Origin of the sequence: Streptomyces sp. WAC05374 (assembly GCF_004353505.1) — a bacterium.
Lineage (GTDB): Bacteria > Actinomycetota > Actinomycetes > Streptomycetales > Streptomycetaceae > Streptomyces.
Map to the genome: position 1 here is coordinate 1 of NZ_SMNQ01000018.1, position 23,564 is coordinate 23,564.

Annotated in this window: 28 protein-coding genes; 10 read left to right on the forward strand and 18 right to left on the reverse strand. The window is 72.6% G+C overall.

Features of this window, described 5'->3' with window-relative positions; translation table 11 throughout:
- Window positions 1-454 (reverse strand): methylmalonyl-CoA mutase family protein (locus E2B92_RS26420; RefSeq protein ID WP_235023991.1); only part of this gene is annotated, 454 nt, incomplete at its 3' end.
- A 33-nt stretch (window positions 455-487) separates the two neighbouring features.
- Window positions 488-1,072 carry a TetR/AcrR family transcriptional regulator gene (locus tag E2B92_RS26425; protein WP_126885384.1) on the reverse strand — a complete coding sequence of 195 codons (585 nt, stop codon included), beginning with the start codon at window positions 1,070-1,072 and terminating at the stop codon, window positions 488-490.
- Window positions 1,073-1,167: 95 nt separating this feature from the next.
- Between E2B92_RS26425 and E2B92_RS32755 the strand changes: the two genes are divergently transcribed.
- The gene (locus E2B92_RS32755; RefSeq protein ID WP_160159788.1) at window positions 1,168-1,305 is read left to right on the forward strand and encodes a hypothetical protein; all 138 of its coding nucleotides are present in this window, start codon (window positions 1,168-1,170) and stop codon (window positions 1,303-1,305) included.
- Between the two features lie 73 nt (window positions 1,306-1,378).
- On the opposite strand, the gene E2B92_RS26430 is transcribed toward E2B92_RS32755, so the two are convergent.
- Entirely contained in the window at window positions 1,379-1,933 is a 555-nt protein-coding gene (locus E2B92_RS26430) for an anthrone oxygenase family protein (protein WP_126885385.1), read from the reverse strand.
- A 316-nt stretch (window positions 1,934-2,249) separates the two neighbouring features.
- On the opposite strand from E2B92_RS26430, the gene E2B92_RS26435 reads away from it, so the two are divergent.
- Complete coding sequence (locus E2B92_RS26435) at window positions 2,250-3,659, forward strand: MFS transporter (protein ID WP_126885386.1); 1,410 nt, start codon at window positions 2,250-2,252, stop codon at window positions 3,657-3,659.
- Here E2B92_RS26435 and E2B92_RS26440 read toward each other — a convergent pair.
- Window positions 3,652-5,109, reverse strand: coding sequence for a multicopper oxidase family protein (locus E2B92_RS26440; RefSeq protein ID WP_126885387.1), 1,458 nt, complete (start codon window positions 5,107-5,109; stop codon window positions 3,652-3,654). The two genes, E2B92_RS26435 and E2B92_RS26440, sit on opposite strands and share 8 nt — an antisense overlap.
- Before the next feature lie 160 nt (window positions 5,110-5,269).
- A complete protein-coding gene (locus tag E2B92_RS33550) occupies window positions 5,270-6,022 on the reverse strand; it encodes a helix-turn-helix domain-containing protein (RefSeq protein ID WP_126885388.1) in 753 nt (250 codons plus the stop codon).
- Between the two features lie 220 nt (window positions 6,023-6,242).
- Between E2B92_RS33550 and E2B92_RS26450 the strand changes: the two genes are divergently transcribed.
- The 4 genes from E2B92_RS26450 to E2B92_RS26465 all read left to right on the forward strand — a co-directional run bounded on the left by E2B92_RS26450 (window position 6,243) and on the right by E2B92_RS26465 (window position 9,675).
- The gene (locus E2B92_RS26450) at window positions 6,243-6,911 is read left to right on the forward strand and encodes a DUF4097 family beta strand repeat-containing protein (protein ID WP_126885389.1); all 669 of its coding nucleotides are present in this window, start codon (window positions 6,243-6,245) and stop codon (window positions 6,909-6,911) included.
- 28 nt (window positions 6,912-6,939) lie between these two features.
- Window positions 6,940-7,908 carry an ATP-binding cassette domain-containing protein gene (locus E2B92_RS26455; protein WP_126885390.1) on the forward strand — a complete coding sequence of 323 codons (969 nt, stop codon included), beginning with the start codon at window positions 6,940-6,942 and terminating at the stop codon, window positions 7,906-7,908.
- Entirely contained in the window at window positions 7,905-8,690 is a 786-nt protein-coding gene (locus E2B92_RS26460) for an ABC transporter permease (RefSeq protein ID WP_126885391.1), read from the forward strand. The genes E2B92_RS26455 and E2B92_RS26460 overlap by 4 nt, the downstream gene beginning before the upstream one ends.
- 475 nt (window positions 8,691-9,165) lie before the next feature.
- Window positions 9,166-9,675 (forward strand): hypothetical protein, encoded by a 510-nt coding sequence (locus E2B92_RS26465; protein ID WP_126885392.1) that lies wholly within the window; start codon window positions 9,166-9,168, stop codon window positions 9,673-9,675.
- A gap of 746 nt (window positions 9,676-10,421) precedes the next feature.
- Here E2B92_RS26465 and E2B92_RS33865 read toward each other — a convergent pair.
- Window positions 10,422-10,973, reverse strand: a complete 552-nt coding sequence (locus E2B92_RS33865; protein WP_185923593.1) for a DUF6192 family protein — start codon at window positions 10,971-10,973, stop codon at window positions 10,422-10,424.
- A 17-nt stretch (window positions 10,974-10,990) separates the two neighbouring features.
- Window positions 10,991-11,242, reverse strand: a complete 252-nt coding sequence (locus tag E2B92_RS26480) for an acyl carrier protein (protein WP_160159789.1) — start codon at window positions 11,240-11,242, stop codon at window positions 10,991-10,993.
- Between the two features lie 115 nt (window positions 11,243-11,357).
- On the opposite strand from E2B92_RS26480, the gene E2B92_RS26485 reads away from it, so the two are divergent.
- The 3 genes from E2B92_RS26485 to E2B92_RS26495 are packed head-to-tail and all read left to right on the forward strand — an operon-like array spanning window position 11,358 to window position 13,999.
- Window positions 11,358-12,722, forward strand: a complete 1,365-nt coding sequence (locus E2B92_RS26485; RefSeq protein ID WP_126885394.1) for a pyridoxal phosphate-dependent decarboxylase family protein — start codon at window positions 11,358-11,360, stop codon at window positions 12,720-12,722.
- 21 nt (window positions 12,723-12,743) lie between these two features.
- Entirely contained in the window at window positions 12,744-13,367 is a 624-nt protein-coding gene (locus E2B92_RS26490; protein WP_235023992.1) for a GNAT family N-acetyltransferase, read from the forward strand.
- Window positions 13,364-13,999: a DUF6875 domain-containing protein gene (locus tag E2B92_RS26495; RefSeq protein ID WP_126885396.1), complete on the forward strand. Its 636-nt coding sequence runs from the start codon at window positions 13,364-13,366 to the stop codon at window positions 13,997-13,999. The genes E2B92_RS26490 and E2B92_RS26495 overlap by 4 nt, the downstream gene beginning before the upstream one ends.
- 77 nt (window positions 14,000-14,076) lie before the next feature.
- On the opposite strand, the gene E2B92_RS26500 is transcribed toward E2B92_RS26495, so the two are convergent.
- The 9 genes from E2B92_RS26500 to E2B92_RS26540 all read right to left on the reverse strand — a co-directional run bounded on the left by E2B92_RS26500 (window position 14,077) and on the right by E2B92_RS26540 (window position 21,796).
- Window positions 14,077-14,760 carry an indole-3-glycerol-phosphate synthase gene (locus tag E2B92_RS26500; protein ID WP_126885397.1) on the reverse strand — a complete coding sequence of 228 codons (684 nt, stop codon included), beginning with the start codon at window positions 14,758-14,760 and terminating at the stop codon, window positions 14,077-14,079.
- Window positions 14,761-14,859: 99 nt separating this feature from the next.
- Window positions 14,860-16,005 (reverse strand): acyl-CoA dehydrogenase family protein, encoded by a 1,146-nt coding sequence (locus tag E2B92_RS26505; protein ID WP_126885398.1) that lies wholly within the window; start codon window positions 16,003-16,005, stop codon window positions 14,860-14,862.
- 10 nt (window positions 16,006-16,015) lie between these two features.
- Complete coding sequence (locus E2B92_RS26510) at window positions 16,016-16,390, reverse strand: ectoine synthase (protein ID WP_126885399.1); 375 nt, start codon at window positions 16,388-16,390, stop codon at window positions 16,016-16,018.
- A 4-nt stretch (window positions 16,391-16,394) separates the two neighbouring features.
- Window positions 16,395-17,210 carry a tryptophan synthase subunit alpha gene (trpA, locus tag E2B92_RS26515; RefSeq protein ID WP_126885400.1) on the reverse strand — a complete coding sequence of 272 codons (816 nt, stop codon included), beginning with the start codon at window positions 17,208-17,210 and terminating at the stop codon, window positions 16,395-16,397.
- Window positions 17,203-18,234: a hypothetical protein gene (locus E2B92_RS26520; protein ID WP_126885401.1), complete on the reverse strand. Its 1,032-nt coding sequence runs from the start codon at window positions 18,232-18,234 to the stop codon at window positions 17,203-17,205. Before E2B92_RS26520 ends, trpA begins: the two co-directional genes overlap by 8 nt.
- A gap of 2 nt (window positions 18,235-18,236) precedes the next feature.
- Window positions 18,237-18,494 (reverse strand): acyl carrier protein, encoded by a 258-nt coding sequence (locus tag E2B92_RS26525; protein ID WP_133087715.1) that lies wholly within the window; start codon window positions 18,492-18,494, stop codon window positions 18,237-18,239.
- Window positions 18,491-19,333 (reverse strand): MaoC family dehydratase, encoded by an 843-nt coding sequence (locus E2B92_RS26530; protein ID WP_133087716.1) that lies wholly within the window; start codon window positions 19,331-19,333, stop codon window positions 18,491-18,493. The genes E2B92_RS26525 and E2B92_RS26530 overlap by 4 nt, the downstream gene beginning before the upstream one ends.
- Entirely contained in the window at window positions 19,330-20,565 is a 1,236-nt protein-coding gene (locus E2B92_RS26535) for a beta-ketoacyl-[acyl-carrier-protein] synthase family protein (RefSeq protein WP_126885402.1), read from the reverse strand. The genes E2B92_RS26530 and E2B92_RS26535 overlap by 4 nt, the downstream gene beginning before the upstream one ends.
- 13 nt (window positions 20,566-20,578) lie before the next feature.
- Complete coding sequence (locus E2B92_RS26540; RefSeq protein WP_126885403.1) at window positions 20,579-21,796, reverse strand: aminotransferase class I/II-fold pyridoxal phosphate-dependent enzyme; 1,218 nt, start codon at window positions 21,794-21,796, stop codon at window positions 20,579-20,581.
- A gap of 337 nt (window positions 21,797-22,133) precedes the next feature.
- On the opposite strand from E2B92_RS26540, the gene E2B92_RS26545 reads away from it, so the two are divergent.
- Window positions 22,134-22,988: an AfsR/SARP family transcriptional regulator gene (locus E2B92_RS26545; RefSeq protein WP_126885404.1), complete on the forward strand. Its 855-nt coding sequence runs from the start codon at window positions 22,134-22,136 to the stop codon at window positions 22,986-22,988.
- A gap of 72 nt (window positions 22,989-23,060) precedes the next feature.
- Here E2B92_RS26545 and E2B92_RS26550 read toward each other — a convergent pair whose 3' ends face one another.
- Window positions 23,061-23,264 (reverse strand): hypothetical protein, encoded by a 204-nt coding sequence (locus E2B92_RS26550; RefSeq protein ID WP_126885405.1) that lies wholly within the window; start codon window positions 23,262-23,264, stop codon window positions 23,061-23,063.
- Window positions 23,265-23,269: 5 nt separating this feature from the next.
- Complete coding sequence (locus tag E2B92_RS26555; protein ID WP_126885406.1) at window positions 23,270-23,473, reverse strand: hypothetical protein; 204 nt, start codon at window positions 23,471-23,473, stop codon at window positions 23,270-23,272.
- Window positions 23,474-23,564 lie beyond the last annotated feature (91 nt).

Genomic DNA, 23,564 nt, shown 5'->3' on the forward strand with positions numbered 1-23,564 from the left:
CACCCACCAGTTGGTACAGCAGGAGCAGCAGAGCGGCCGGCGCGTTGATCGTCATCGAGGTGGACACCTTGTCCAGCGGGATCCCGCCGAACAGCACCCGCATGTCGTCGATCGAGTCGATCGCCACACCCACCTTGCCGACCTCGCCGTGCGCGATCGGCGCGTCGGAATCGTGCCCCATCTGCGTGGGCAGGTCGAACGCCACCGACAGACCCATCGTGCCGTTGGCGATCAACTGCTTGTAGCGGGCGTTGGACTCCACCGCGGTACCGAAACCCGCGTACTGCCGCATCGTCCACGGCCGGCCCGTGTACATCGACGGATACACACCACGCGTGAACGGGTACGAGCCCGGCTCGCCCAGCTTCTCCCCGGGCTCCCACCCCGCAAGGGCGTCCGGCCCGTACACCGGCTCGATGGGCAGTCCCGACTCCGTGGCTCTGGCGTGGTCCATGGCCCCAGCCTGGCCGGGCGCGCTCGAGCCGTACTAGGAGGCGTCCCGCGCGCCGCCGAGGAGGCGCCGGCACAGCTCGTCGGTGAGTTCGGCCGCCGAGCCGGCGAGGACGTCGGGCACCGTGAGGTCGTCCACGAGCATGCCGTACATCGCGAGGTACAGCAGGGTGACGGCCACGCGGTCGCCGGGCAGGCCCGCCTCCAGGTGGAAGCGGATGTTGTTCTCCAGCTCCGTGCGGAAGATCTTGTTGAGCTCGGCGCCCAGTTCGGGGCGGCGGGTGCCCTCCAGGCGCAGCTCCAGCATGGCGAGGTAGCTGCTGCGGTCCGCCTCCATGCGCTGGTGGACCTGGCGCAGCAGGAGCGCCACCAGTTCGGGGGAGCGCGGGGCGGCCATGGTGTCGGCGAGCTCGGCCGGGTCGGGCGTCACGCGCTCGTGCGTGCGCCCCATGATCTGCCGGAGCAGTTCGCCGCGGTTGGAGAAGTAGTTGGAGGAGGTGCCGATCGGCACCCCGGCCTCGGCGTCGACGGCGCGCAGCGTCAGCCCGCGCGACCCCTCACGGGCGAGGACTTCGATGGCCGCGTCGAGCAGCGCCGTGCGGCGCGCCGGGTTCTGTCGCATGGAAATTCTCCGGAAGGCGTTGACACCACTGCATGTGAAGTACTACATTCAAAGCACTCCACCAGAGTACAGCGCACCGACACAGGGGAGTCAACATGCGAATCCGTACGACGACTCAGCGCCGCTCCGGCACGTTCACCGAGTTCAACCGGGGTGGCCGCGGCGTCCAGCCGCTCAAGCCCCGTTCCGTTCCCCGGCCGCGCCCGCTGCCCAAGCCCGGCACGCGGCGGTGACCCCGGCCGTCCCCACCCGCTCAGCGCGCCCCGGGTCTGCTCCGTGCATGCCCGGGGCCGCTTGTCGTGCGCGTCAGCGGGCGGAGGTGGCCCGGCCGTGCAGCTTCAGGCCGTGGGCGAGGCAGCCGAGGGCGGCGGTGCACAGCACCGTGCGCATGATGTTGGTGGTCTCCCAGACGCCCTTGAAGCGGTCGACGACGCCGAAGTCCCTGGCCGTGGCCGGGTCGCCGAGGGCGGCCAGCTCGTTGTTGAGGGGGATGTTCACCGTGAAGGTGATGAGCAGCGCCACGACGTAGAGGGCGGCGGCGGCACCGGCCCACAGGGCGGCCCCCCGGCGGCCCGCGCGGTACTCGATGACGGCCGCGGCCGTGGTGGCGGCGAGCGCGCCGAGGAAGGCGAGGACGAACAGGCCGCTGGTGTCGATGGCCTGGTTGAAGTTCTGCATCGCCTCCGCGTAGACCCGGTCGCCGGTGCGGTCGAGGCCGGGCATGACGGAGACGTCGAAGGCGAAGAACACACCGGCCATCAGCCCCATGGTGACGATCGACGCCACCAGCAGCGGGCCTGCCGCCCGGCCCGGCCGGGAGACCGCCTGCGGGGTGGGGGACGGGTACGGGTTGGCGCTCATCGGGGCGTCCTCACTGTGGACTCGGGTGTCTGGCGCGGCTCCTGGGCGTGGGGATCATAGGAGGACCGCGCGGGGCCCGGCCAGGCCGTCCCGAGCGGTTCTGGACCGGTTGCCGAGCGGCCCCACCGCAGCGCGGTACGGGTGACGCGGCCCCGGCCGGTCGCGGGGCGGCGCCGCGCGGTACGGGTGACGCGGTGCCACGGGCGGCCGAACGGCCCCGCGGTACGGGCGAGACGGCCTCGACGGGTTCTCCAGCGGGGCCTGAGAGCGTCGGCGTGACGTTCCCCGTCGCGAGCATCCCCGAGGAGGCCCCGTCATGTCCCTGCACGTGTCGCAGCAGCCGGTGGTGCGGGTGGTTCCCGCGCCCCTCGCGAAGGCGCGGCGCCGGGCGCGCCCCGGTGCCGCCCTGGCGGTGATCGCCCTGTGCAACGCGATGATCCAGCTCGACGACCCGATCGTGAACATCGCGCTGCCGGGCATGCGGGAGGGACTCGGCCTGTCGGCCGTCGGGGCCTCCTGGGTCGTCAACGCCTATCTGCTGGCCTTCGGCGGGCTGCTGCTGCTCGGCGGGCGGGCGGGCGACATCCTGGGGCGCCGGAAGGTGTTCCTCGCGGGCGTGGGGCTGTTCACGGCGGCCGCGGCGCTGCGCGGGCTCGCGCCGTCGGGCGAGTTCCTGGTGGCGGTGCGCGTGGTGCAGGGGGTCGGGGCCGCGCTGGCGGCGCCGAGCGGGCTGGCGCTGGTGCTGAGCATGTTCGCCGAGGGCGCGCCGCGCAAGCGGGCGATCGCCGTCTGCACGGCGGTGGGCGCGGTGTCGACGGCCGGCGGGCTGCTGCTCGCGGGGGCGCTGACCTCGCTCAGCTCCTGGCGCTGGGTGCTGTACCTGGACGTGCCGGTCGGGCTGGCGATCCTGCTGCTCGCGCCGTTCGTGATCGAGGAGACGGCGCGCAACCGGGGCCGGTTCGACCTGGCGGGTGCGCTGGTGTCGGCGCTGGGTGCCGCGTCGCTCGTGTACGGGCTGGCGCAGGCCGCCGAGCGGCCGTGGAGCGACCCGGCCGTCGCCGGGTGCGTGGTGGCGGGCGCCGGGCTGCTGGTGGTGTTCGCGGTGATCGAGCGGCGGGCCGAGCAGCCCATCGTGGTGCCGCGGCTGTTCGGCGACCGCGACCGCGTCCTCGCCTACGCGGCCACGCTGGCGGTGCCGGGCGCGCTGATCGGTACGTACTTCTTCCTCAACCAGTTCTTCCAGGGCCGGCACGGCTGGTCGGCGCTGGCGACGGCGTGCGCGCTGCTGCCGCTGCCGGTGACGATGGCCGCGACGGCGGGCGCCGCGGTGCGCCTGGAGCGGCGGATCGGCGCGAAGCGGCTGATGGCGGCCGGGGCGGCGCTGCTGGTCGCGGGCAACCTGTGGCTGGCGCGGCTCGGCGCGTCGGACGCGTACGCCGCCGACGTGCTGCCGGCGCTGGTGCTGCTCGGGGCGGGCATGGCGTGCTGTGTGCTGCCGCCGACCGTCCTCGCCACGTCGGGGCTGGCACGTGACGAGGCCGGTGCGGCCGCCGCCGTCCTGAACTCCCTGCAGAGCGTGGGCGGTTCGATCGGGCTGGCGGCGCTGGTGGCGGTGACCACGCAGACCGGCGGAATGGCCGGGGGCTTCGTGACCGGGGCGGCCTTCGCCGGGTTCGCGCTGCTGGCCGCGGCGCTGCTGCGGCAAGGTCCGCGGGGCGTCAGTTGATCCGGAGCTGCGCCATCATCCCCATGGCGGAGTGGTCCAGCAGGTGGCAGTGGTACACGTACGTGCCGCGGTAGGTGTCGAACGTCGCCTGCACCTTGACCGTCTCACCGGGCAGGAGCCTGACCGTGTCCTTGAGCCCCGACTCGGACGGGTCGGGCGCCTGCCCGTTGCGTTCCAGGACCCGGAACTGCACCAGGTGCAGGTGGAAGTTGTGCGGCATCACCGTGTTGGGGTTGGTGATCGTCCATATCTCGCTGCTGCCGTGGCGTACGACGGTGTCGACGCGGTCCGGGTCGTAGACCTTGCCGTCGATGTACCCCTTGGGCGCGGCGCCGCCGTCCTCGTCCATGCGCAGCTCGACGGTGCGTGCGCCGGTGGCCGCCGGCAGCGGCGGCAGGGTGCGCAGCACGGACGGGACGCGGCTGGGGTCGGAGGCGGTGCGGACGACGTCGAAGCGCAGGACGTGGCCGGTCTGTTCGGGGGTGCCGGGGCCGACGGTGTTCTCGAGCACCAGCTTCGTGCCGACCGGGTAGCGGGAGAAGTCGATGACGACGTCGGCCCGTTCGGCCGGTGAGAGCCACAGGGCGTCGGTGGTGTGCGGGCGGGGCAGCAGGCCGCCGTCGGAGCCGATCTGGGTGATCTCGCCGCCGTCGGCGAGCCGCAGCCGGAAGAAGCGGAGGTTGGAGGAGTTGAGCAGCCGGAAGCGGTACTTGCGGGCGGCGACCTCCAGGTAGGGGTACGGCTTGCCGTTGGCGAGCAGCGTGGTGCGGCCGAGCGCGTCGTCCATGACGTACACGAGCTGCCCGGCCTCGTCGAAGCGGGCGTCGCGCAGCGCGATGGGGATGTCGTACGCGCCGGAGGGCAGCGGCAGGGCCTGCTCGGTGCCGTCGGTGAGCAGGTAGGAGCCGGACAGCCCGCGGTAGACGTGCTCGGATTCCATGTGGTGGGCGTGGTCGTGGTACCAGAGCGACGCGTGCGGCTGGCGGTTGGGGTAGGTGTAGGTGCGCGTCGTGCCGGGCGCGAAGGTGTCCATCGGGGCGCCGTCGCTCTCGGGCGGCACGGAGGCGCCGTGCAGGTGCACGGAGGCCGGCATGTCGAGGGCGTTGCGGTGGCGGACGACGACGGGGCGGCCGGATCTGGCTCTGATGGTGGGGCCGGGGAAGTGCCCGTTGTAGGTGAGGACTTCCGTCTGGAGGCCGGGCAGGATCTCCTTGCGGGTGCGCCGCAGGGTGATGGCGTAGGTGTCGGTGCCCCCGCTGGTCGAGAGGGGTGCGAGGACCGGCGGCAGCGGCAGCGGGACCCGGAAGGGCTCCACGGCGGGCGCCGCCGGGGCGGCTCCGGCGGCACGTGCGCCGCCGGCGGCGAGCAGGGGGGTCAGCGCGGCTCCGGTGAACAGCCCGGCGCCGGTGGTGGCGAGGGCGGCGCCGAGCAGGCTGCGTCGGGTGACCATGGCGTCCTCCTGGGTGGGACGGCCCGCCCACCGCGGGCGGGCGCACCCAGCGAGTGCAGCAACCCCGACTCGTGGTCGGGTGGAGCGGCCGGCGGGGCCGCCGGGCGCGGTGGTACGCGCGCGGCGGCGGCCCCCGCGCCCTCCGGGGACCGGCGGACCGTCAGTGGTCGTGGCCGGCCTTGGCCGTGGTGTCCCGGTGCCCCTCGGGCCGCACGTAGAGGATGTCGCGGGCCTGCTCGGCGGCGCGGGTGATGCTCTCGGTGATGAAGTCCAGGAAGCGGGCGATGTTCTCCAGGCGGGCGGCGGCCGGGGTGCCGGGGACGAGGACGCCGACGCCCTGCCGCGCGGTCTCGGCGATGTGGGCGGTGCCGCGGGCGCTGGCCATCATCGACTGGTACCAGACGTCGTCGTCGACGACGTAGCGTTCGCGGCGGCGCTCGTCGCGCTCCCGCCGCACCAGGCCCTGGCTCTCGAGGAACGCGATCGCCTTGGAGACGGACGCCGGGCTGACCTGGAGGTGGCGGGCGAGTTCGGCGGCGGTGAGGCTGCCCGTGTCGGTGAGGGTGAGGCAGGCCATCACGCGAGCCATCATCTTGGGCGTGCCCGACGCTATGAAGACGGTGGTGAGTGTCTCCTCGAAGTCCCGTACGGCGCTTGCGTCGCGTCCGTGGGCCATCGGCGGTGCGGCGCGGTCCCGGGGCTCGGCCTGCCGGCGCCGGTGGGCGCGGCGCTCGGTGGCGCGGTGGGCGAGGTCGGCGCGGTAGCCGGTGGGGCCGCCGTTGCGCATCACCTCGCGCGTGACGGTCGAGGTGGGGCGGTCGAGGCGTCGGGCGATCTCCGCGTACGCGAGGCCGTCGGCCAGTCCCAGCGCGATCTGCTGGCGTTCCTGCTGGGTGAGCCTGCCTCCCGGCATCGTGTCTCCTTCGTGGTCCGTGGTGGCCCCAGCATAGCGTTCACCTCCACTCCATTGCAACGACCACACCCTCTGCGTTGCGTTGCGTGTCGATCCATTGCAATGAAATCACCGCTCTGAGCTGCGCTTACGCGGTAACATCGCAACGAGCTTGTAGCCACATCCTTGAACGCAACGTAGCGTTTCTCCTGCCAGAAACGAACGAGCACAGGAGCCCACGATGCAGAAGTTCTCCACCCCCGCCGCGATCTCCGCCGTCCTGGACGTCCCGGCCGGACTCATCCGCCTCATCGCCGCCGACCGGTCCGACACCACGGTCGAGGTGCTGCCCGCCAACGCCGCCAAGAGCCGCGACGTGAAGGCGGCGGAGCAGATGCAGGTCACCTGCGACGACGGCGTCCTGCGCATTCAGGCCCCGGCGGCCGGGAACCGGGTCCTCGGCCCGTCCGGATCCGTCGAGATCACCGTCCAGCTCCCCGCCGGCTCCCACGTCGAGGCAAAGGCGGCCGCCGCCGAGTTCCGCGGCGTCGGGCGGCTCGGGGACGTCACCTTCGGTGACGGCTACCGCTCGGTCAAGCTCGACGAGGCCGCGAGCGCCCGCCTCAGCGCCCTCGACGGCGACATCACCGTCGGCCGCCTGACCGGCCCCGCCGACATCAGCACCCAGCGGGGCGACATCCACATCACCGAGGCCGTGCGCGGCACGGTCACCCTGCGCGTCCAGCAGGGCGACATCACGGTCGGCGCCGCCCGCGGCGTGAGCGCCTCCCTGGACGCCGGCACCGGCTACGGCCGCATCCACAACTCCCTGCAGAACACCGGTGGTCAGGGCGGCCTGGACATCCACGCCACCACCGCCCACGGCGACATCACCGCCCGCAGCCTGTGAACCGCACCTCGCGGAAGGAGCACTCCTCATGACCGACCTGGCCATCGCGGCGACCGGGCTGCGCAAGTCCTACGGCGACAAGACCGTCCTCGACGGCATCGACCTGGCCGTCGAGGAAGGCACGGTCTTCTCCCTGCTCGGCCCCAACGGCGCCGGCAAGACCACCGCCGTGAAGATCCTGTCCACCCTCGTCTCCCCCGGCCCCGGCAGCGGCCGCGTCCGCGTCGGCGGCCACGACCTCGCCACCGACCCGCAGGCCGTGCGCGCCGCGATCGGCGTCACCGGACAGTTCTCCGCCGTCGACGGCCTGATCACCGGCGAGGAGAACATGCTCCTCATGGCGGACCTGCACCACCTCCCCCGGCGCGAGGGGCGGCGCGTCGCCGCCGGGCTGCTGGAGCGCTTCGGCCTCACCGAGGCCGCGTCACGGCCCGCCTCAACCTACTCCGGCGGCATGAAGCGCCGCCTCGACATCGCCATGACCCTGGTCGGCGGACCGCGGATCATCTTCCTCGACGAACCGACCACCGGACTCGACCCGCGCTCCCGTCACCAGATGTGGCAGATCATCCGCGAACTCGTCGCCGGCGGCGTCACCGTCTTCCTCACCACCCAGTACCTGGAGGAGGCCGACGAACTCGCCGACCGCATCGCCGTGCTGAACGACGGCGGGATCGCCGCCCACGGCACCGCCGAGGAGCTGAAGCGGCTCGTCCCGGGGGGACACGTCCGGCTCCGCTTCACCGACCCGGCCGCCCACCGCGGCGCCGCCTCCGTACTGCGCGGGGCCTCTCCGGACGACGAGTCCCTCACGCTCCAGGTCCCCAGCGACGGCAGCCAGCGCGACCTGCGCGGCCTGCTCGACCGACTGGACACGGCCGGCATCGAGGCCGACGAGCTGACCGTGCACACCCCCGACCTCGACGACGTGTTCTTCGCCCTGACCGGCGGCGGCGTCCCCACCCCGTCCCACCTGCCCACGGAGGCGGCCCGATGAGCTCCCTGTCCCTCGCCGTACGCGACTGCACCACCATGCTGCGCCGCAACCTCCTGCACGCCCGGCGCTATCCGTCGCTCACGCTGAACCTGCTGCTCACGCCGGTCATGCTGCTGCTGCTCTTCGTCTACATCTTCGGCGACACCATGAGCGCCGGCCTCGGCGGCGCGGACCGCTCGGTGTACATCGCCTACATCGTCCCCGGGCTGCTGCTGATGACCATCGGAAGCACCGTGGTCGGCACGGCGGTCTCCGTCTCCAACGACATGACCGAGGGCATCATCGCCCGCTTCCGCACGATGGCGATCCACCGCTCCTCGGTGCTCGTCGGACACGTCGTCGGCAGCGTGCTCCAGTCGGTCCTGAGCGTGCTCGTCGTCGGCGCCGTCGCGGTGGCCATCGGCTTCCGCTCCACCGGCGCCACGCCGCTGGAGTGGCTGGCGGCGTTCGGACTGCTGGTGCTCTTCGCCACGGCACTGACCTGGATCGCCGTCGGCATGGGCCTGGTCAGCCCCAACGCCGAGGCCGCCAGCAACAACGCCCTGCCCCTGATCCTGCTGCCGCTGCTGTCCAGCGCCTTCGTCCCCGTCGACGCGATGCCCGCCTGGTTCCGGCCGATCGCCGAGTACCAGCCGTTCACCCCCGCCATCGAGACCCTGCGCGGCCTGCTCCTCGGCACCGGGATCGGCCACAACGGATGGCTCGCCGTCGCCTGGTGCCTCGGCCTCGCGGTGCTCGGCCGCCTCTGGGCGACCTCCCGGTTCCGCCACGACCCGAAGTAACCGTCATGACCGCGCGGGCCACCTCCCGCACCTCGTCCGCCCGGGGCGGCGTACACCGACTCACCATCGGGTACGCCGCCCCGTTCGCGTGCCCGGTCAGTGGGTGTTCTTTGATCCCGTGAGGTGGTCACGGCTGGATGATCGGGGTGTGGGGGCTGGTGAGACGGCTCGGCGGTATTGCCGGGAGTGTGGTGATTCCCTGCCGCGGACGATGGCGGCAGAGGCGGTGTTCTGTTCGGGCCGTTGCCGGGTGCGGGCCTGCCGCTAGCGGCGGGCGTCGCGGAACGGCGTTACGGAAACGCCATAGCCGAACGCCTCGCGAACACCTCTGATAAAGCGCGTCGTACAACCTGATCAGCGCCGGCCTCTAGCCATGCGCCATCAGAGTGCAACAACATCCTGCCTCGATCATGAGGAAGGAACCCGGGGGACACCCCTCCAAAGGCTAGTAAGTCGAGCGCCTCGGGAGGAAACCGTGGACAAGTCACTGTTGACCCACATCGACGCCGCCGCAGGCAGCGGCAAGGTGACGATCTCGGCGGACGATTCCACCATCCTAGGGATCGTCAAGGACGCCATTAGAAACGGCAGGACCGCTTCGTTCTACCTGACGAAAAGTCAGGCCGAAGCGTTCAAGCTCTGGTACTGGACGCCTGAGCGGATCAAATCTGCGGGGCTCCGGGTGGTGTCGGACGACGAGAGGGAACGGATCAAGTCCGAGTTGGGCGTCGATGTGGGCACATTCCGGTGCAGTCGCATTGAGTGCGTGTGCGGACACACATATGGAGGTTTTGAATTCCTGCAACAGGGAATTCGCCAACATGGCCCTGACGCTGTGAGGTCTGTATTCGAGCTGAAAAACTCAAAACTCCTCCAAGTGAACACCACCCTCTTGGCCATCTGCCCAAACTGCGACGAGCTACTGGGGCGTGGCATCACATACGAGGGCGATGAATACGCGGGGTGCTCTTGTTGCCAGGAGTAAGCTCCTGCGCGGGAGAGGGTGAGAGAGAATCCATCATTCTCGTCCAGCGAACGTGACCGGCGCAGTCGGCCGGGATGCACCACCGGTGCGACCGAACTAGGCTGGAACCTCCCACAGTGACGCGCTGATTGGCTGCAACGCCTTCCGTTCGGCGGACTGCAGCCGACGTGTGGAGGTTCCCAAGATGCGAACTCACGAACCAAGAGAGTTCTTGTCCAGGCTCTCAAACCACGAGTTGCCGGACCCCGCAGAGCTCAGCGTAGTCGGCATGGTGAAGATCAACGAGAACGATCCTTCGGTGATTTCTTTCACGCAACATGTCACATGCGAAAGATGGCTTTCTCTACCTATAGACCTGGTGGCGTCGTTCACACACTTGAAGAACCTTAGATGCCAAGATCACGAGCACCCTCTCGTCAGGGTCAAGTTCAAGCACCCAGAGGAAGTTTCCAAGGATCTTGGCTTCCTTCTGAGCTTGTGCTCAGAGCTTCAAACTTCCTTGTCTCGCGCCGCATCCAGCATTCGGAAGTCCACTAAGGCACGGAAAGTCAAAGAAGATGGCGTGAGTCACCCACGAGCTGACTGCCAAGTCGTGGGCACGCCAGAGGGTGCAGTCGTCTGTTGCATATTCCCTGGCGGCACCGGCACTGACTTCGAAGTAGAGTGCACGGGAATCGCGTGAAAACCTCCAGTGAGCGATCTGGGGACGCACGTGGTCCCGTCGCTGCCCTATCGGGCCGTCTCCTCTACCTGCTCAAGGAGTTCCACGCGCCCGTCACCGCCTCGCGGACGATCGCCGTTCCGGCAGGTGAGTCGCGGCGGGCGCCGCGCTCGGGGGTCTGATTCTGCCGCGGGCCGACGTGCGGCACACCTTCCTGGCCGGCGGGCTGCTGAGCGTCGGGGCCCGCGCGGTACTGCTCGGCGGGCGGCTGCAGCGTCCTGGACCGGAGTCCACCAGGCCGCTTCAACAGGTCGGTGGCAACCTGGGCCGTGACCTCGTCGTCCCGGGTCAGATCGGCGACGGCCTGGACCTTCCCATCCACCGTGACCGGCCGGTCGACCCGTTGGCCGACGACCGGCTTCGCGCCGTCCGGCGTCCACTGCCGGGCTCCCGTGCGCGGGTTGAACGGCGCCTCCTCGAGCGCTGCCCACCGTTCGTCCTCGTCCGCGACCGACGAGAGGATGCGGTGAACGGTGAACGACACGCCCTCCTTGCGGCGCCCCTCGGGCCATCGGTTGGCGTTCTCCTGTCGCGACCCGAAGAAGACCGCGCAACAACCGATTACGGGATGCAGCATCGGACGAAAACGACACCTCAGTGGGGCGCGGCGTCCAGGTAGGCGGTCAGGGTGCGGATGGTGGGGTGGCGGAAGAGGGCCGTCAGGGGGATGTCGCGGGCCAGCGCGGTGCGCAGGGCGCGGTGGGCGCGCAGGGTGCGGGCGGAGGTCGCGCCCGCGTGGGGGAGGAAGAGGTCGGGGTCCAGGGCGGGGACGCCCAGCTCGGTGGTCCAGATCCGTGTGACCGTCCGGGCCGTCGTGCTCGTCGTCGCGTCGAAGTCGGCTGCCACGGGCCGAGTGCAGCACGTACGCCTCGGGTCCCGCTCGAGCGCGCGGGTTGCGCGGGTGTTGCGGGGGCGTCCGTATACCTGGACCGACAGATGCGCCGTCCCGGAAGGCACTCCCGTGGATCTTCGCTACTGGCTTCCGCGCGCGGTGGAGGTGATCGAGCGCTTCGGCGAGCGGTTCGGACCGTACGAGCCGCATCCCTCGCACCGGGTCGGTGACGCCGACTTCGCCCCGGTGTTCGAGCGGTTCGCCAAGCGCCTCGACGACAACTACCCCTTCTTCCACCCCCGTTACGCGGGCCAGATGGTCAAGCCGCCGCATCCGGCGGCCGTCGTCGGCTACACGACGGCGATGCTGTTCAACCCCAACAACCACGCCGCCGAAGGGGGCCCCGCCACCACCGAGATGGAGCGCGAGTGCGTCACCGCCCTCGGTGGGATGCTCGGCATGCCCGCCGCCCTGGGCCACCTGACGACCAGCGGCACGATGGCGAACCTGGAGGCCCTGTACGTCGCCCGCGAGTCGCACCCTGGCCGGGGGGTGGCGTACAGCACCGAGTGCCACTACACGCACGAGCGGATGTGCCATGTCCTCGGCATGGAGGGGTACCCGGTGCCGGTCGACGCGCACGGCCGCATCGACCCCGGCGCGCTGGAGCCGCTGCTGGCCTCCGGCCGGGTCGGCACGGTCGTGCTGACCACCGGGACGACCGGCCTCGGCGCGGTCGACCCGGTGCACGAGGTGCTGCCGCGGGCCCGCCGCCACGGCGTGCGCGTCCACGTCGACGCGGCGTACGGCGGCTTCTACGCGCTGCTCGGCCTCTCCGACGAGCCCGAGGGCGTCGACGTACGCCCGTGGCGGGCCGTCGGCGCGTGCGACTCGGTGGTGGTCGACCCGCACAAGCACGGGCTCCAGCCGTACGGCTGCGGGGCGGTGCTGTTCAACGACCCTCGGGCCGGCCGGCACTTCGCGCACGACTCCCCGTACACCTACTTCACCGACGCCGAGCTGCACCTGGGCGAGATCAGCCTGGAGTGCTCGCGGGCCGGTGCCGCGGCCGCCGGGCTGTGGCTGACGCTGCAACTGCTGCCGCTGACCCGGGACGGCTTCGGCCGGATGCTCGCGGCGAGCCGCCGCGCCGCGGTGCGCTTCGCCGGGCTGCTGGCCGGGTCCGAGGCGCTGGAGCTGTACCAGCGGCCCGACCTCGACATCGTGACCTACGTCCCCGCCGCGCGCCCGTGGTCCCTGTCCGCCGTCGACGCCGCCTCCGAGCGGCTGCTGCGGGAGGGGATGCACGCGAGTGAGGACCCCGTCTTCCTGAGCGTGCTGCGCGCGGACGCCGATGCGTTCGCGCGGCGCCATCCCGGGATCGTCCGGGACGCCGGCGCGGCGCGGGTGATGCGCAGCGTGCTGATCAAACCCGAGGCGGAGCTGTACCTCGACCGGCTGCACGCCCGGATCGAACAGCTCGCCACCCGCTGACCGACCGTGAAGGGTGCTTTCTTGTCCTCCATCCCGGTTCCCGTGGGGCGCGGCGTGGTACGCCGGGCGTCGCGGGCCGACACCGACGAGCTGGCCGCACTGCTGGCCGGCGCCTTCCTCGACGATCCGCTGACCCGCTGGATCACCCCGGACACCCGGCGCAGGGAGCGGGTCCTGCCCGGCTTCTTCCGCGTCTTCCTCGACCTGTCGTTCGCGTACGACGGGGTCCTCACCGACGAGGACCGCGACGCCGTCCTGCTGTTCCTGCCGCCCGGCGCGTGGGAGGAGACGGAGGCGCGCGGGGACGAGTTGCACCAGCGGTTCGCCGCGGTGCTCGGCGACGACGCCGGGGCGCTGGCGACCATCGGCGCGCTCCAGGCACGGCACCACCCGGCCGGACGGCCGCACTACTACGTCTCCTTCGGCGCGGTCCGGCCGTCCGCCCAGCGGGGCGGGCTGATGACGGCGCTGCTGGAGCACCTGGTGGCGCGTGCCGACGCGGCCGCCTGCGGTACGTACGCCGAGGCCAGCTCGCCGGGCGGCGAGGCCGCGTGCCGGCGCCTGGGCTTCGGGCGGTTCGGCGGGGACATCGCGCTGCCGGACGGCGGTCCCGTGCTGCGGCCGATGTGGCGGGACGCCCGGTGAGGGGCGACGAACGGCTGCTGATCTGGTCGCCGGAGGAGATCGACGCCGGCCTGGCGCCGCACCGCCACCTGCCGGCCCTGCGCCACGTCCTCGACTGGAGCCGCCGGGTACTGGTGTCGGGCCACCCGGAGCTGGGCCGCACCGGCCCGGTGTGCCCCTACACCCAGCCGTCGCTGCGCAAGGGCCTGTTCCTGCTGGCGCTCCCCGCCCAGGAGGGCGGCGGCACGCCGGCGGAGGCGGTGGCGGGGCTGCGGGACTGGTACGAGAAGCTGTCGGCGGACCTCACGGAGGAGGACCGCGAGCTGCTGACCGTGCTGATGCTGCTGCCGTGGCTCGACCCGTCGGACTCGGGCGAGCTGGACGAGGTGCAGCGGGCGGCGAAGGACACGTTCGTCGCGGACGGGCTGATGATCGGCCAGTTCCATCCGGTCTGTGACGAACCGGGGCTGTGGAACGAGGACTTCCGCCCGTTGCGGGCGCCGGTGCCGCTGCTGGCGGTGCGGCGGCTGCTCGTCTTCGACCTGCCGTTCCTGGTGGGCGCGGACCGGCATCTGGACGCCTACCTCCAGCGGTTCGCGCCCGAGATCCCGGCGCGCGTGCGCGACCAGCTCGTCAACCGGGTGGTGAGCTGAGGCGGCTGGACGCCGCAGAGGGCCGGGGCCGCGGTGGCGGTCCCGGCCCTCGTCGTACGGGCGGGCGGCGGGCGGTGTCAGCCCACGGGCGCGGCGGTGGGCCAGGTGAGCGGGTCCGCGGCGCGCAGCAGTGCGGTGCCGATCAGCAGGCCGCGGTATCCGGCGTCCAGCAGGCGGGTGGCCGTCACGGGGGTGTCGATGGCGCTGGCGCTGACCGGGCAGGGGGTGCCGGCCGCCTGGAGCGCGGGCAGCAGCGCGAGGCTGCGGCCGATGTCGCCGGCGTCCCGCTCGCGCGTCCGGATGTCCTTGTTGTTGACGGCGATGACGCAGTCGGCGGCGTGCGGGACGGCCGCCACCTCCGCCTCGCAGGTGACTTCGACGAACGGGGTGAGCCCGGTGCGCAGCGCGGCCTCCACCAGGGTGCGCAGGGCGCTCACGGGCAGCAGGGCGGCGGTGAGCAGGACGGCCGAGGCGCCGAGTTCCCCGGCGGTGGTGAGCTGGTCGCGCCGGGTGATGAAGTCCTTCTGGAGCAGCGGCAGGTCGGTGAGCCGGGCGACGTCCCGGAGCAGGTCGGGAGTGCCGCCGAACCAGCGTCCGGTCACCACGGAGACGCACGGCGCGCCGGCGGCCTCGTATGCGGCGACGATGTCGGCGGGGGTGCGTCCGGCGATGAGGTCGATGCCGTGTGCGTCACGCCGCTTGATCTCCATGATGAGCGGGCGTTCGGCCGTCAGCAGGGCCTCGATGAAGCGGGAGGTCATGGGTGCTGCTCCTTCGGTACGGGGCTCGGGGCGGCGGTGGCGCGGCCGCCGAGGGGGCGGCGGCCGCGCGGCCCGGGAGAACCCGTGCGGGTGCCGTGGTCACTTACCCAGTCCCAGCATCGAGGCGATGCGGTTGTACTGGATCTCGTTGGTGCCCGAGTAGATCGTGCCGCCCACGGCGTTGCGCACGTCCTGTTCGAGCCCGTACTCGGTCATGTAGCCGTGCCCGCCGAAGATCTGGACGGCGGCGAGGCTGCTGGCCACGTTGGCCTCGCTGGTGATCAGCTTGGCGATGGCCAGGTCCGTGGTGACGTTCTCGCCGGAGACGAGCCGTTCCGCGGTGTCGTACAGCCATTTCCGTGCCGTCTCCAGCCCGATTTTCGTATCGACGATCTTGTTGGCGATGGACTGGTACGCACCGATCGGTTTCCCGAACGAGCGGCGCGTCTGCGCGTAGTCCACGACCTGGGCGAGCCGCCGCTGCATTTCCCCGGCATTGACGATGAACGAGAAGAGGACTTCACGTTTCATCACGTGGTCGAGAACGATGAATCCTCCGCCGACGCGGCCGAGGACGCGGTCCGCGGGAATACGGCAGCCGTCGAAGTACAGCTCGCTCAGCGGGGAGGTGCGCAGCCCCATCTTCTTGATGGGCCGGCCGACCGTCAGCCCCGGGGTGTCCCGGTCCACCAGGAACGCGGTGACCCCGAGCGGGCCGCCGTCCGGGCGCGTCCGCGCGTACACCACGATCACGTCGGCGACGGGGCCGTTGCTGACGAACGTCTTGGCCCCGGTCAGGACGAAGTGGTCGCCGTCCCGCTCGGCGCGCGTGGTCATCGCCATCGCGTCGGAGCCGCCCTCGGACTCGGTGATGGCGTGGGCGCCGATCAGCTCGCCGGAGCAGATCCCGGGCAGGTACCTCTCCTTCTGTCCGGCCGTGCCGAACTTCTCCAGGGGTACGCCGGTGCTGGCCAGGGTGGTGGTCACCGAGAAGCTCAGTCCGGCGTCACGGCAGTGCTCGCCGAGCCCCTCCAGGACGTACATGGTGGTCAGGAGCGACTGGCCGAGGCCGCCGTACCGTTCGTCGAAGGGCAGGGCGAGGATGCCGGTCTCGCGGACGAGCTTCCACTTGTCCCACGAGAACACGGCCCGTTCGTCGTGTTCTATGTGGTCGGCGCTGAGCGCCTCACCCCACCGGACCAGGCCGTCCCGGAGGGCGGCCTGGTCGGTGTTCCATCGGATCACTGGGGACCGCCTAGTACGCGGAGGAGACGTGCTCGTCGAGGCTGTGCACCTCGTCGCCCTGAAGGGCCGGGCTGAAGACGCACACCAGGCGGAGGTCCTCGTCCGGCGAGGCCACCAGGTAGTGCGGGTCGTGCTGGTCGAGCGCGTACAGCACGCCCGGGGTGATCGGGTGCGAGGTGCCGTCGAGCTCGATCACCTCCCCGGAGCCCTCGATGCAGTAGCAGGCCTCGAGGTGGTTGCGGTACTGGAGGCGGGACTTGGTGCCGGCCCGGACGACGGTGTCGGTGAGCGAGTAGCCGACGCCGTCCGAGGCGAGCAGGAAGCGGCGGCTGAGGCCGTTGCCCCACTCGACGGTCTTCACGTCCTCGATGTCACGGATGATCATTTTCTCAACTCCCGGTTCGGATCTGGACGGGCGGGCGGACGGACCGGACGAAGTCGCGGAAGCCGGTGACCGGGTCACTGCCCTCGTCGAGGGCGCGCTCGATCCGTTCGACGCCCGCCGAGCCGATGATCACCGCATCGGCTCCGCAGGCGTGGACGGCCTCCACGTCGTCACGGGTCCTGACCCCGAAGCCGACGGCTATCGGGGACGTCGTACGGGCCCGGAGCGCGGCGACCGTGCCGGCCAGGGCGGCGTGCCCGGCGGCGGGGGCGGTGCCGCTGCGCCCGTAGTGGGCCACGAGATACAGGTAGGCGGAGGCGTGGGCGGCGGCCTCCGCCATGGTCGCCTCCGAACTGCGCTGGTAGCAGGTGGTCACCACGGGCAGCGCGGCGTCGCGGGCCGCCACGTGGTACGTGGTGCGCAGCCGGGGCGGCAGCGCGTGGACGAGGAGCCCGTCCGCGCCGCTCGCCGCGATGTCGCGGGTGGCGCCGGCCAGGTCCCGGTGCTTCAGGGAGTGGCTCCAGTCGGCGAGCAGCGCGATGCGCAGGTGGCGCAGCCGGGGGCGTACGCGGGCGATGAATTCCAGGACGCCGTCGAGGCCGGTGCCCCGGTCCAGGGCGCGGCGCGCGGAGCGGCGGACGACCGGCCCGTCGGTGACGGAGTCGGGGAAGGGCACGGCCAGTTCCAGGCACTCGACGCCTTCCTCGTCGAGCATGAGGACGAGGTCCTCCAGGACGTCGGGCGGCGGGTCGCCCGCGTTGAGGAACAGGGCGAGGCCGGGCCCGGCGGTGGCGGCGTCGCGGGGGAAGAACTCAGCCACGGCGCACCCCCGCGGCGGTGGGGCGGGCGGCGCGCATCCGTTCCGCGAGTTCGCGGGCGGCGCCGGTGGCGACGGCCCGTTCGGCGGCGGCGAGCGCGGTGGGCCAGTCGGTGGCGTGGCCGCTCGCCACCGCGAGCGCGGCGGCGTTGAGGCACACGGTCCGGGTGGCGGTGGCGCCGGCGGCGCCGGACAGGACGTCGAGGAAGTGGCCGGTGGCGGCGGCGGGGTCGGCGGGCCGCAGCTCGTCGAGCGATCCGCCGGCCGGGAGGAGCTCCCCCGCCTTCAGCACGAGGGTGCCGGTGGCGGTGTGGAGGGTGTTGTCCGCGAAGGGCAGCAGTTCGTCGGCGCCCTCGGTGCTGGTGGTCAGCCACACCCGGCGGTCCGTCACCGTGGCCGCCAGGTCCCGCAGCGCGGGCAGGGGCATGGTGTGGGAGACGCCGGTGACCTGGGCGGTGACGGGCAGATCGGCGAGGAAGGGCCCGAGGGCGTTGAGGAAGCCCCCGAAGGGCTTCATGCCCAGCGGCGCCACCGTGCGGGCCAGCCGGGCCAGTTCGGCCGGGTAGACGAAGGGCCCGGCGAAGGCGATGCCGTACTCCTCCAGGGTGCGCTCGGTGTGCGCGTACGACGCCGTGGGCCGTACCCCGAGCCGTTCCAGCAGGTCGACCGACCCGAGGCGGGAGGTGTAGGCGCGCGAGCCGGTCTTGACGACCCGTACGCCCGCCGCGGCGGCCACGAACGCGGACGCGGTGGAGATGTTGAAGGTCGCCGGGCCCCCACCGGTGCCGACGACGTTGACGGTCGCGCCCCAGCGGCCGGCGGGCGCGGCGGGCCGCCGTTCGAGGAGCGAGTCCAGCAGGGCGCGCAGCGTCTCGGGGCCGGGGAGCCGGGTCGTCAGGGAGGCCAGCAGGGCGACGGCCTGCTCCTTTCCGAGCGTGCCGTCGCCGAGCCGGTCCCACAGTGAGCGCCAGGTCTCGCGCTCGGCCACCGGGCGCCGCGCGAGCAGGCCGGTGAGCGCGTCGTGCATGGTCAGCCGCCCACGCCCTGGCGGGCGCCGGCGATGAACGCGTCGATCGCCGCCACGCTGCGGAAGTTGTCGGGGTCGAGGTCGGCGTCGCCGACGGCGAGCTGGAAGTGGTCCTCGACCCAGGCGATCAGCTTCAGCACGCCGAGGCTGTCGATGACACCGTCGGAGAGGAGGTCGTGGTCGTCGGCCAGCTCGTGGGCGCCGAGGTCCGGCAGGAACTCCTCGATGACGAACTTCTTGATGGTGTCGGTGTTGCTCATGACGTCCTTTCCTTGCTCGCGGGGCTGAGGCGGGCCCAGCCGGCTTTGACCGCGGGGCCCTTGGGGGTGCGGCAGGTGAAGCGGACGACGGTGGGGCCGGCGTCCGGCTGGAGGGTGATGTCGAGGGGTTCGTCCGGGAGGACGGGGCCGGAGAAGCGGCAGCCCAGCGCGGTCAGGCGGGTGATGTCGCCGTCCGCGTACCGGTCGGCGATCTCCTCGCACACCAGGGCGACGACGCTCATGCCGTGGGCGATGACGCCGTCGAATCCGGCGGAGCGGGCCGCCCCGGGGTCGAGGTGGATGGGGTTGAGGTCGCCGGAGGCGTGCGCGTAGGCGCGGATGCCGCCGGGGGTCGGCCGGTGGGTGGCGGTGGCGGGTTCACCGGCGGGGCCTTCGGGGGCGGGGGCGCCGCCGGAGGGGATGTCGCCGAAGGGTTCGATGCCGCTCACGCCCACGAGCAGGGCACCGGTGACCAGCTCGGCGAAGGGGGCGGCCCCGTCGGCGCCGGTGAGCCGGGTGCGCACCGCGACGCGGGTGCCGCGCGGTTCCCGGCGGGCGCCGAGCACGTCGACGGCGACGGTCACGGGCTCCCCGGGGCGTACCGGCCGTTCCAGTTGGATGTCCTGGCCGAGGTGGACCACCGATGCCTCCTCGCCGCCGGTCAGGGACCGCACGGTGCGGTCGGCGGCGGTGTGGGCGAGGACGAAGGCGTGCACGGGCGAGGGCTGCGCGTGGGCGGCCGGGGGCAGCCCGGCCCGCGCGGCGGCACGGTAGGCGGCGATCTCCGCGGCGGTGGCGGTACGCCGGTCCGTGCGGGTGGCCTCGGGGGTGGTCGTCATGCCGGCACCACGACCACGGAGGCGTTGTGGCCGCCGAAGCCGAAGGAGTTGGACAGGGCGGGGCCCGAGGGGATCGGGCGGGGTCGGGTGTGGACCACGTCGATGTCCATTCCTGGCTCCAGGCGTTCGTGGTTGGCGGTGGGCGGGACCTCGCGGGCGCGCATCGCCAGCACCGCCGCGATCGTCTCGACGGCGCCCGCGGCGCCGATGAGGTGGCCGATGACGCCCTTGGGCGCGGTGACCGGGGGGCCGGAGGTGCCGAAGACCTTGGCCAGGGCGGTGGCCTCGGCCCGGTCGTTGTGCGGGGTCGAGGTGCCGTGGGCGTTGACGTGGGCGATGTCGGACGGGGCGAGGCCCGCCCCCGCGATGGCGGCCGCCATGGCGGCGGCCGCGCCCGCGCCGTCCGGCAGCGGCATCGACAGGTGGTGGGCGTCGGAGGTGGCGGCGTACCCGGCGACCTCGGCGTAGGGGCGCGCGCCCCGGGCCCGGGCGTCGTCGGCCCTTTCCAGGACGACGAAGCCGGCGCCCTCGCCCATCACGAACCCGTCCCGGTCGGCGTCGAAGGGCCGCGACGCCCGCTCGGGCGCGTCGTTGCGCAGCGACACGGCGTTGAGGTTGCCGAACCCGGCGAGCGTGACGGGTGTCAGCGTCGACTCGCAGCCACCGGCGACGACCACGTCGGCCCGGTGGGTGCGCAGCAGCAGCATCGCCTGGCCGATGGCGTCGGCCCCGCTGGCGCAGGTGGTGGCGATGGTGGTGGCGGGCCCGGTCCACCCCAGCCGCATGGCGATCTGCGCGGCCGCGGCGTTCGGCATGGTCATCAGCGGCATCAGGGGGTTGACGCGGTGCGGGCCGTCGGTGGTGAAGTGCGCGGACTCCCGGTCGCTGGTGGCCCGTCCGCCCACGGCGTTGCCGACGACGATCGCGGTGCGGGCCGGGTCGGGGGCGGGGGCCCCGGCGTCCCGGTGGGCGGCGAGCGCCGCCGTCGTCCCGTACAGCGCGAAGGGGTCCATCCGGCGGGCTTCCTTGGCGGGCACCAGGTCCAGGTCGTCCAGGCCGCGGACCCGGCAGCCGATGCGGACCCGGTGGCGGGCCAGGTCGAGGTGGGTGAGCGCGGCGGCGGTGGAGCGGCCGGCGCGCAGGGCGGCCCACAGCTCGCCGGGGGTGCAGCCGGCGGGGGTGACCACGCCGATGCCGGTGATGACGACGGGCGGCCCGGGGGATGTCGACACGGTGTCCGTCCTCTCAGGCCGGGAGGATGCCGCACTCGCGGGCGGAGGTCAGGAACGCCTCGGCCGCGAAGTCGATGTCGGCCTCGGTGTGCCGGGCGGTGACGGCGATCCGCAGCCGCGCCAGGTCGTTGGGGACGGCCGGGGTGACCACGGGCAGGCCGATGACGCCGTTGCGGCGGCAGGTGGTGGCCAGGTCGTACGCCGCCTCGTCGGAGCCGGCGATCAGGGGCAGCACGGCGGTCTCGCTGTCCTGGGTGCGCAGGCCCCCGGCGTTGAGGGCCCGGCGCAGCCGTTCGGACTGGTGCTGGATGTGGGCGACCCGTTCCGGTTCGCGCTGGAGGATGCGCAGCGACTCCAGGGCGGCGGCCGCCTGGGCGGGGCCGAGGGCGGCGGAGAACAGGAACGGCCGCGCCGCGTACCGCAGGTGGCCGATCAGGTCGGCCGGTCCGGCGACCCAGCCGCCCATGGAGGGGATGGCCTTGGAGAGGGTGCCGAGCTTGATGTCGACCCGGGCCCGCCCCTCGAAGTGCTCCTCGATGCCGCGTCCGGTGGCGCCGATGACGCCGAGGGCGTGGGCCTCGTCGACCATGAGCAGCGCGTTGTGCTCGTCGCACACCTTGCGCAGCTCGGGCAGCGGGGCGATGTCGCCGTCCATGGAGTAGACGCTGTCGACGACGACCAGGCGTACGCCGTCGGGTCCGGCGGCCCGCAGCCGCCGGTCGAGGTGGTCGACGTCGTTGTGGCGGAAGCGGGTGACCGTGGCGCCGGACAGGCGGCAGCCGTCCACGATCGAGGCGTGGTCGTACTTGTCGATGAAGACGGTGTCGCCGGGGCCGACGAGGCCGCCGACGGTGCCGACGTTGGCGGCGTAGCCGGACCCGAAGACCATGGACGTCTCGCGGTCGGCGAACCGGGCGACCTCGGCCTCCAGCTCCTCGTGGAGCGGGATGGTCCCGGCCAGGGCGCGCACGCCGTGGTTTCCGGTGCCGTACAGGTCGACGGCGGCCTTGGCGGCGGCGACGACGCGCTCGTCACCGGCCAGTCCGAGGTAGCTGTATCCGGACATCATCAGCAGCCGGCGCCCGTCGAGATCGGCGTAGGCGCTGTCGCGTTCGACGGTGTACGCCACGAAGCTGTTGCGGCGGCCGGGCTCCGACTCGAGCGCCCGCACCCGCCGTCGGGTGGCCGCCAGCTTCGGCTCCAGGCGATCCCATGCTCCGGGTGCGTTCACGTGCGTCTCCTCATCCACGGCAGCTCGTCCTTCTCGCTCTGACCCAACGCGACGTCATTTCTAGGCGGCGGCCGCAAGACGCGCGCAATTTGCCATTCCGGAGCGCCCGGACAGGAGAGCGGGAAATACCGGACGGGAGGGTTCCGACTATTCACGGCGGTATGTTTCCGGCCATGGTTGAACAGTTCTACGAGACGCCGGTACGGTCGAATGGACGGGAAAGGGAGTGGGAAAGGGAACCGGTCTCACGATCGGCCCGATAATGGTCCGCGGCCCTTTTCACGCGGCGCTCACGCGCTTTCGGCCAGGGGCCGCCGATGTCTTGGGGGATTCAGCTTTGCTGATCAGACTCGTAGGACTCGTCACCATCGAACACGACGGTGCTCCGCCTCAGCACCTGTCGAGCGCCCAGGCCCAGGTGGCCTTCGCCCGGCTGGTCCTGGAACGCGCGGCGGGCACCGGGCGCGACCAGCTCGCCGACACGGTGTGGCCGGACGGGCTGCCGGACACCTGGGCGTCGGCCCTGCGCAGTGTCGTCAGCCGGGTGCGCGCCTATGTCACCAGCCCGCACCAGAAGCCGGGCGAGACACCGCTGATCGCCCGCAGCGGCCGCTACCTGCTGCGGCTGCCGGGCGACACGGCGGTCGACGTGGAGGCGGCCGAAGTGGCGGTCGCCGAGGCCAGGGAGGCGTTCGCGGAGGGCGCCCACGCCGTGGCGCGGCAACTGGCCGCCGGCGCGGTGTCCAACCTGCGCGGTGCGTTCCTGCCGGCGCACGACGGCGAGTGGGTCGGCGCCGTGCGCGAGCGGGTGGACGAACTGCGCCTGTCCGCCCTGGAGCTGGCGAGCCTGTCCGCGTCCGCCCTGGGCGACGAGCACCACGGGCTGCGGTACGCGGACGAGGCGGTGCGCCGTGCGCCGTTCCGGGAGAGCGCCTACCGCTGCCGGATGACCGCGCACGCCTCGGCGGGCAACCGGGCCGACGCGCTGCGCGCGTACCACCAGTTGCGCGAGGTGCTCGCCGAGGAGCTGGGCATCGACCCGGCGGCCGAGACCCAGCGGGCGTACCTGGACCTGCTGCGCGCCTCCGGCCCCTCCCCGCGGCGCCGCCCCGCCCGCCCGGAGCCGGGCGTCCCGGACGCCGTGGACCCGGTGCTGCTGGGTGCCTTCGAGGCCCTGTCGCCGCCGCGCTGAGGCGCCCCGAGCGGCCGGTCCCGGCGCTGCCGCGAGCCGGTTGGCGGACCCGGGCTTCCCGGCCCGGGTCTTCTACGCGGCGCCGCTCGGGCGGGGGCCGGGACCCAGGTGCCGTCGTGCGGCCGGCCGCTGCTCCGGTTCCCGCCCCGCGGGGGCGGGGGCCGGGGCGAGGCCGGCCGCGAGTTCCGCCACGGTGCGGCCGCGCCGGTCGCGGTCGTCCGTCGTCGTGGAGTCGGGGCGGGGGCCGGGGCCCAGCGGGCGGCGCGTCGTCGTCACGGGTGTCAGTGTGTCAGGGCGTGTGCGTCGAGCACGCCCCGGTGCCGCAGCTCGTCCAGGTCCGGCAGGTTCAGGTCCCGCAAGGGGGCGGTGTCCAGGTCGGCCTGAGCGGCCATCAGCCTGGGCCGCCCGTGCGGGGAACTCGGGCCCGCGGGGCGCGCGGCGGTGTCGGGTCCACGCCCGAGGAGTCGGCGTCTGTGATCGGTCACGAGCGCTGATCGTAAGGCGCCGCGTCCAGGTGTTCGAAGCATTTTCCGGCGCGTCGCGCATGACCGGCCGCCGCCCCGCCCCGCCGTCAAC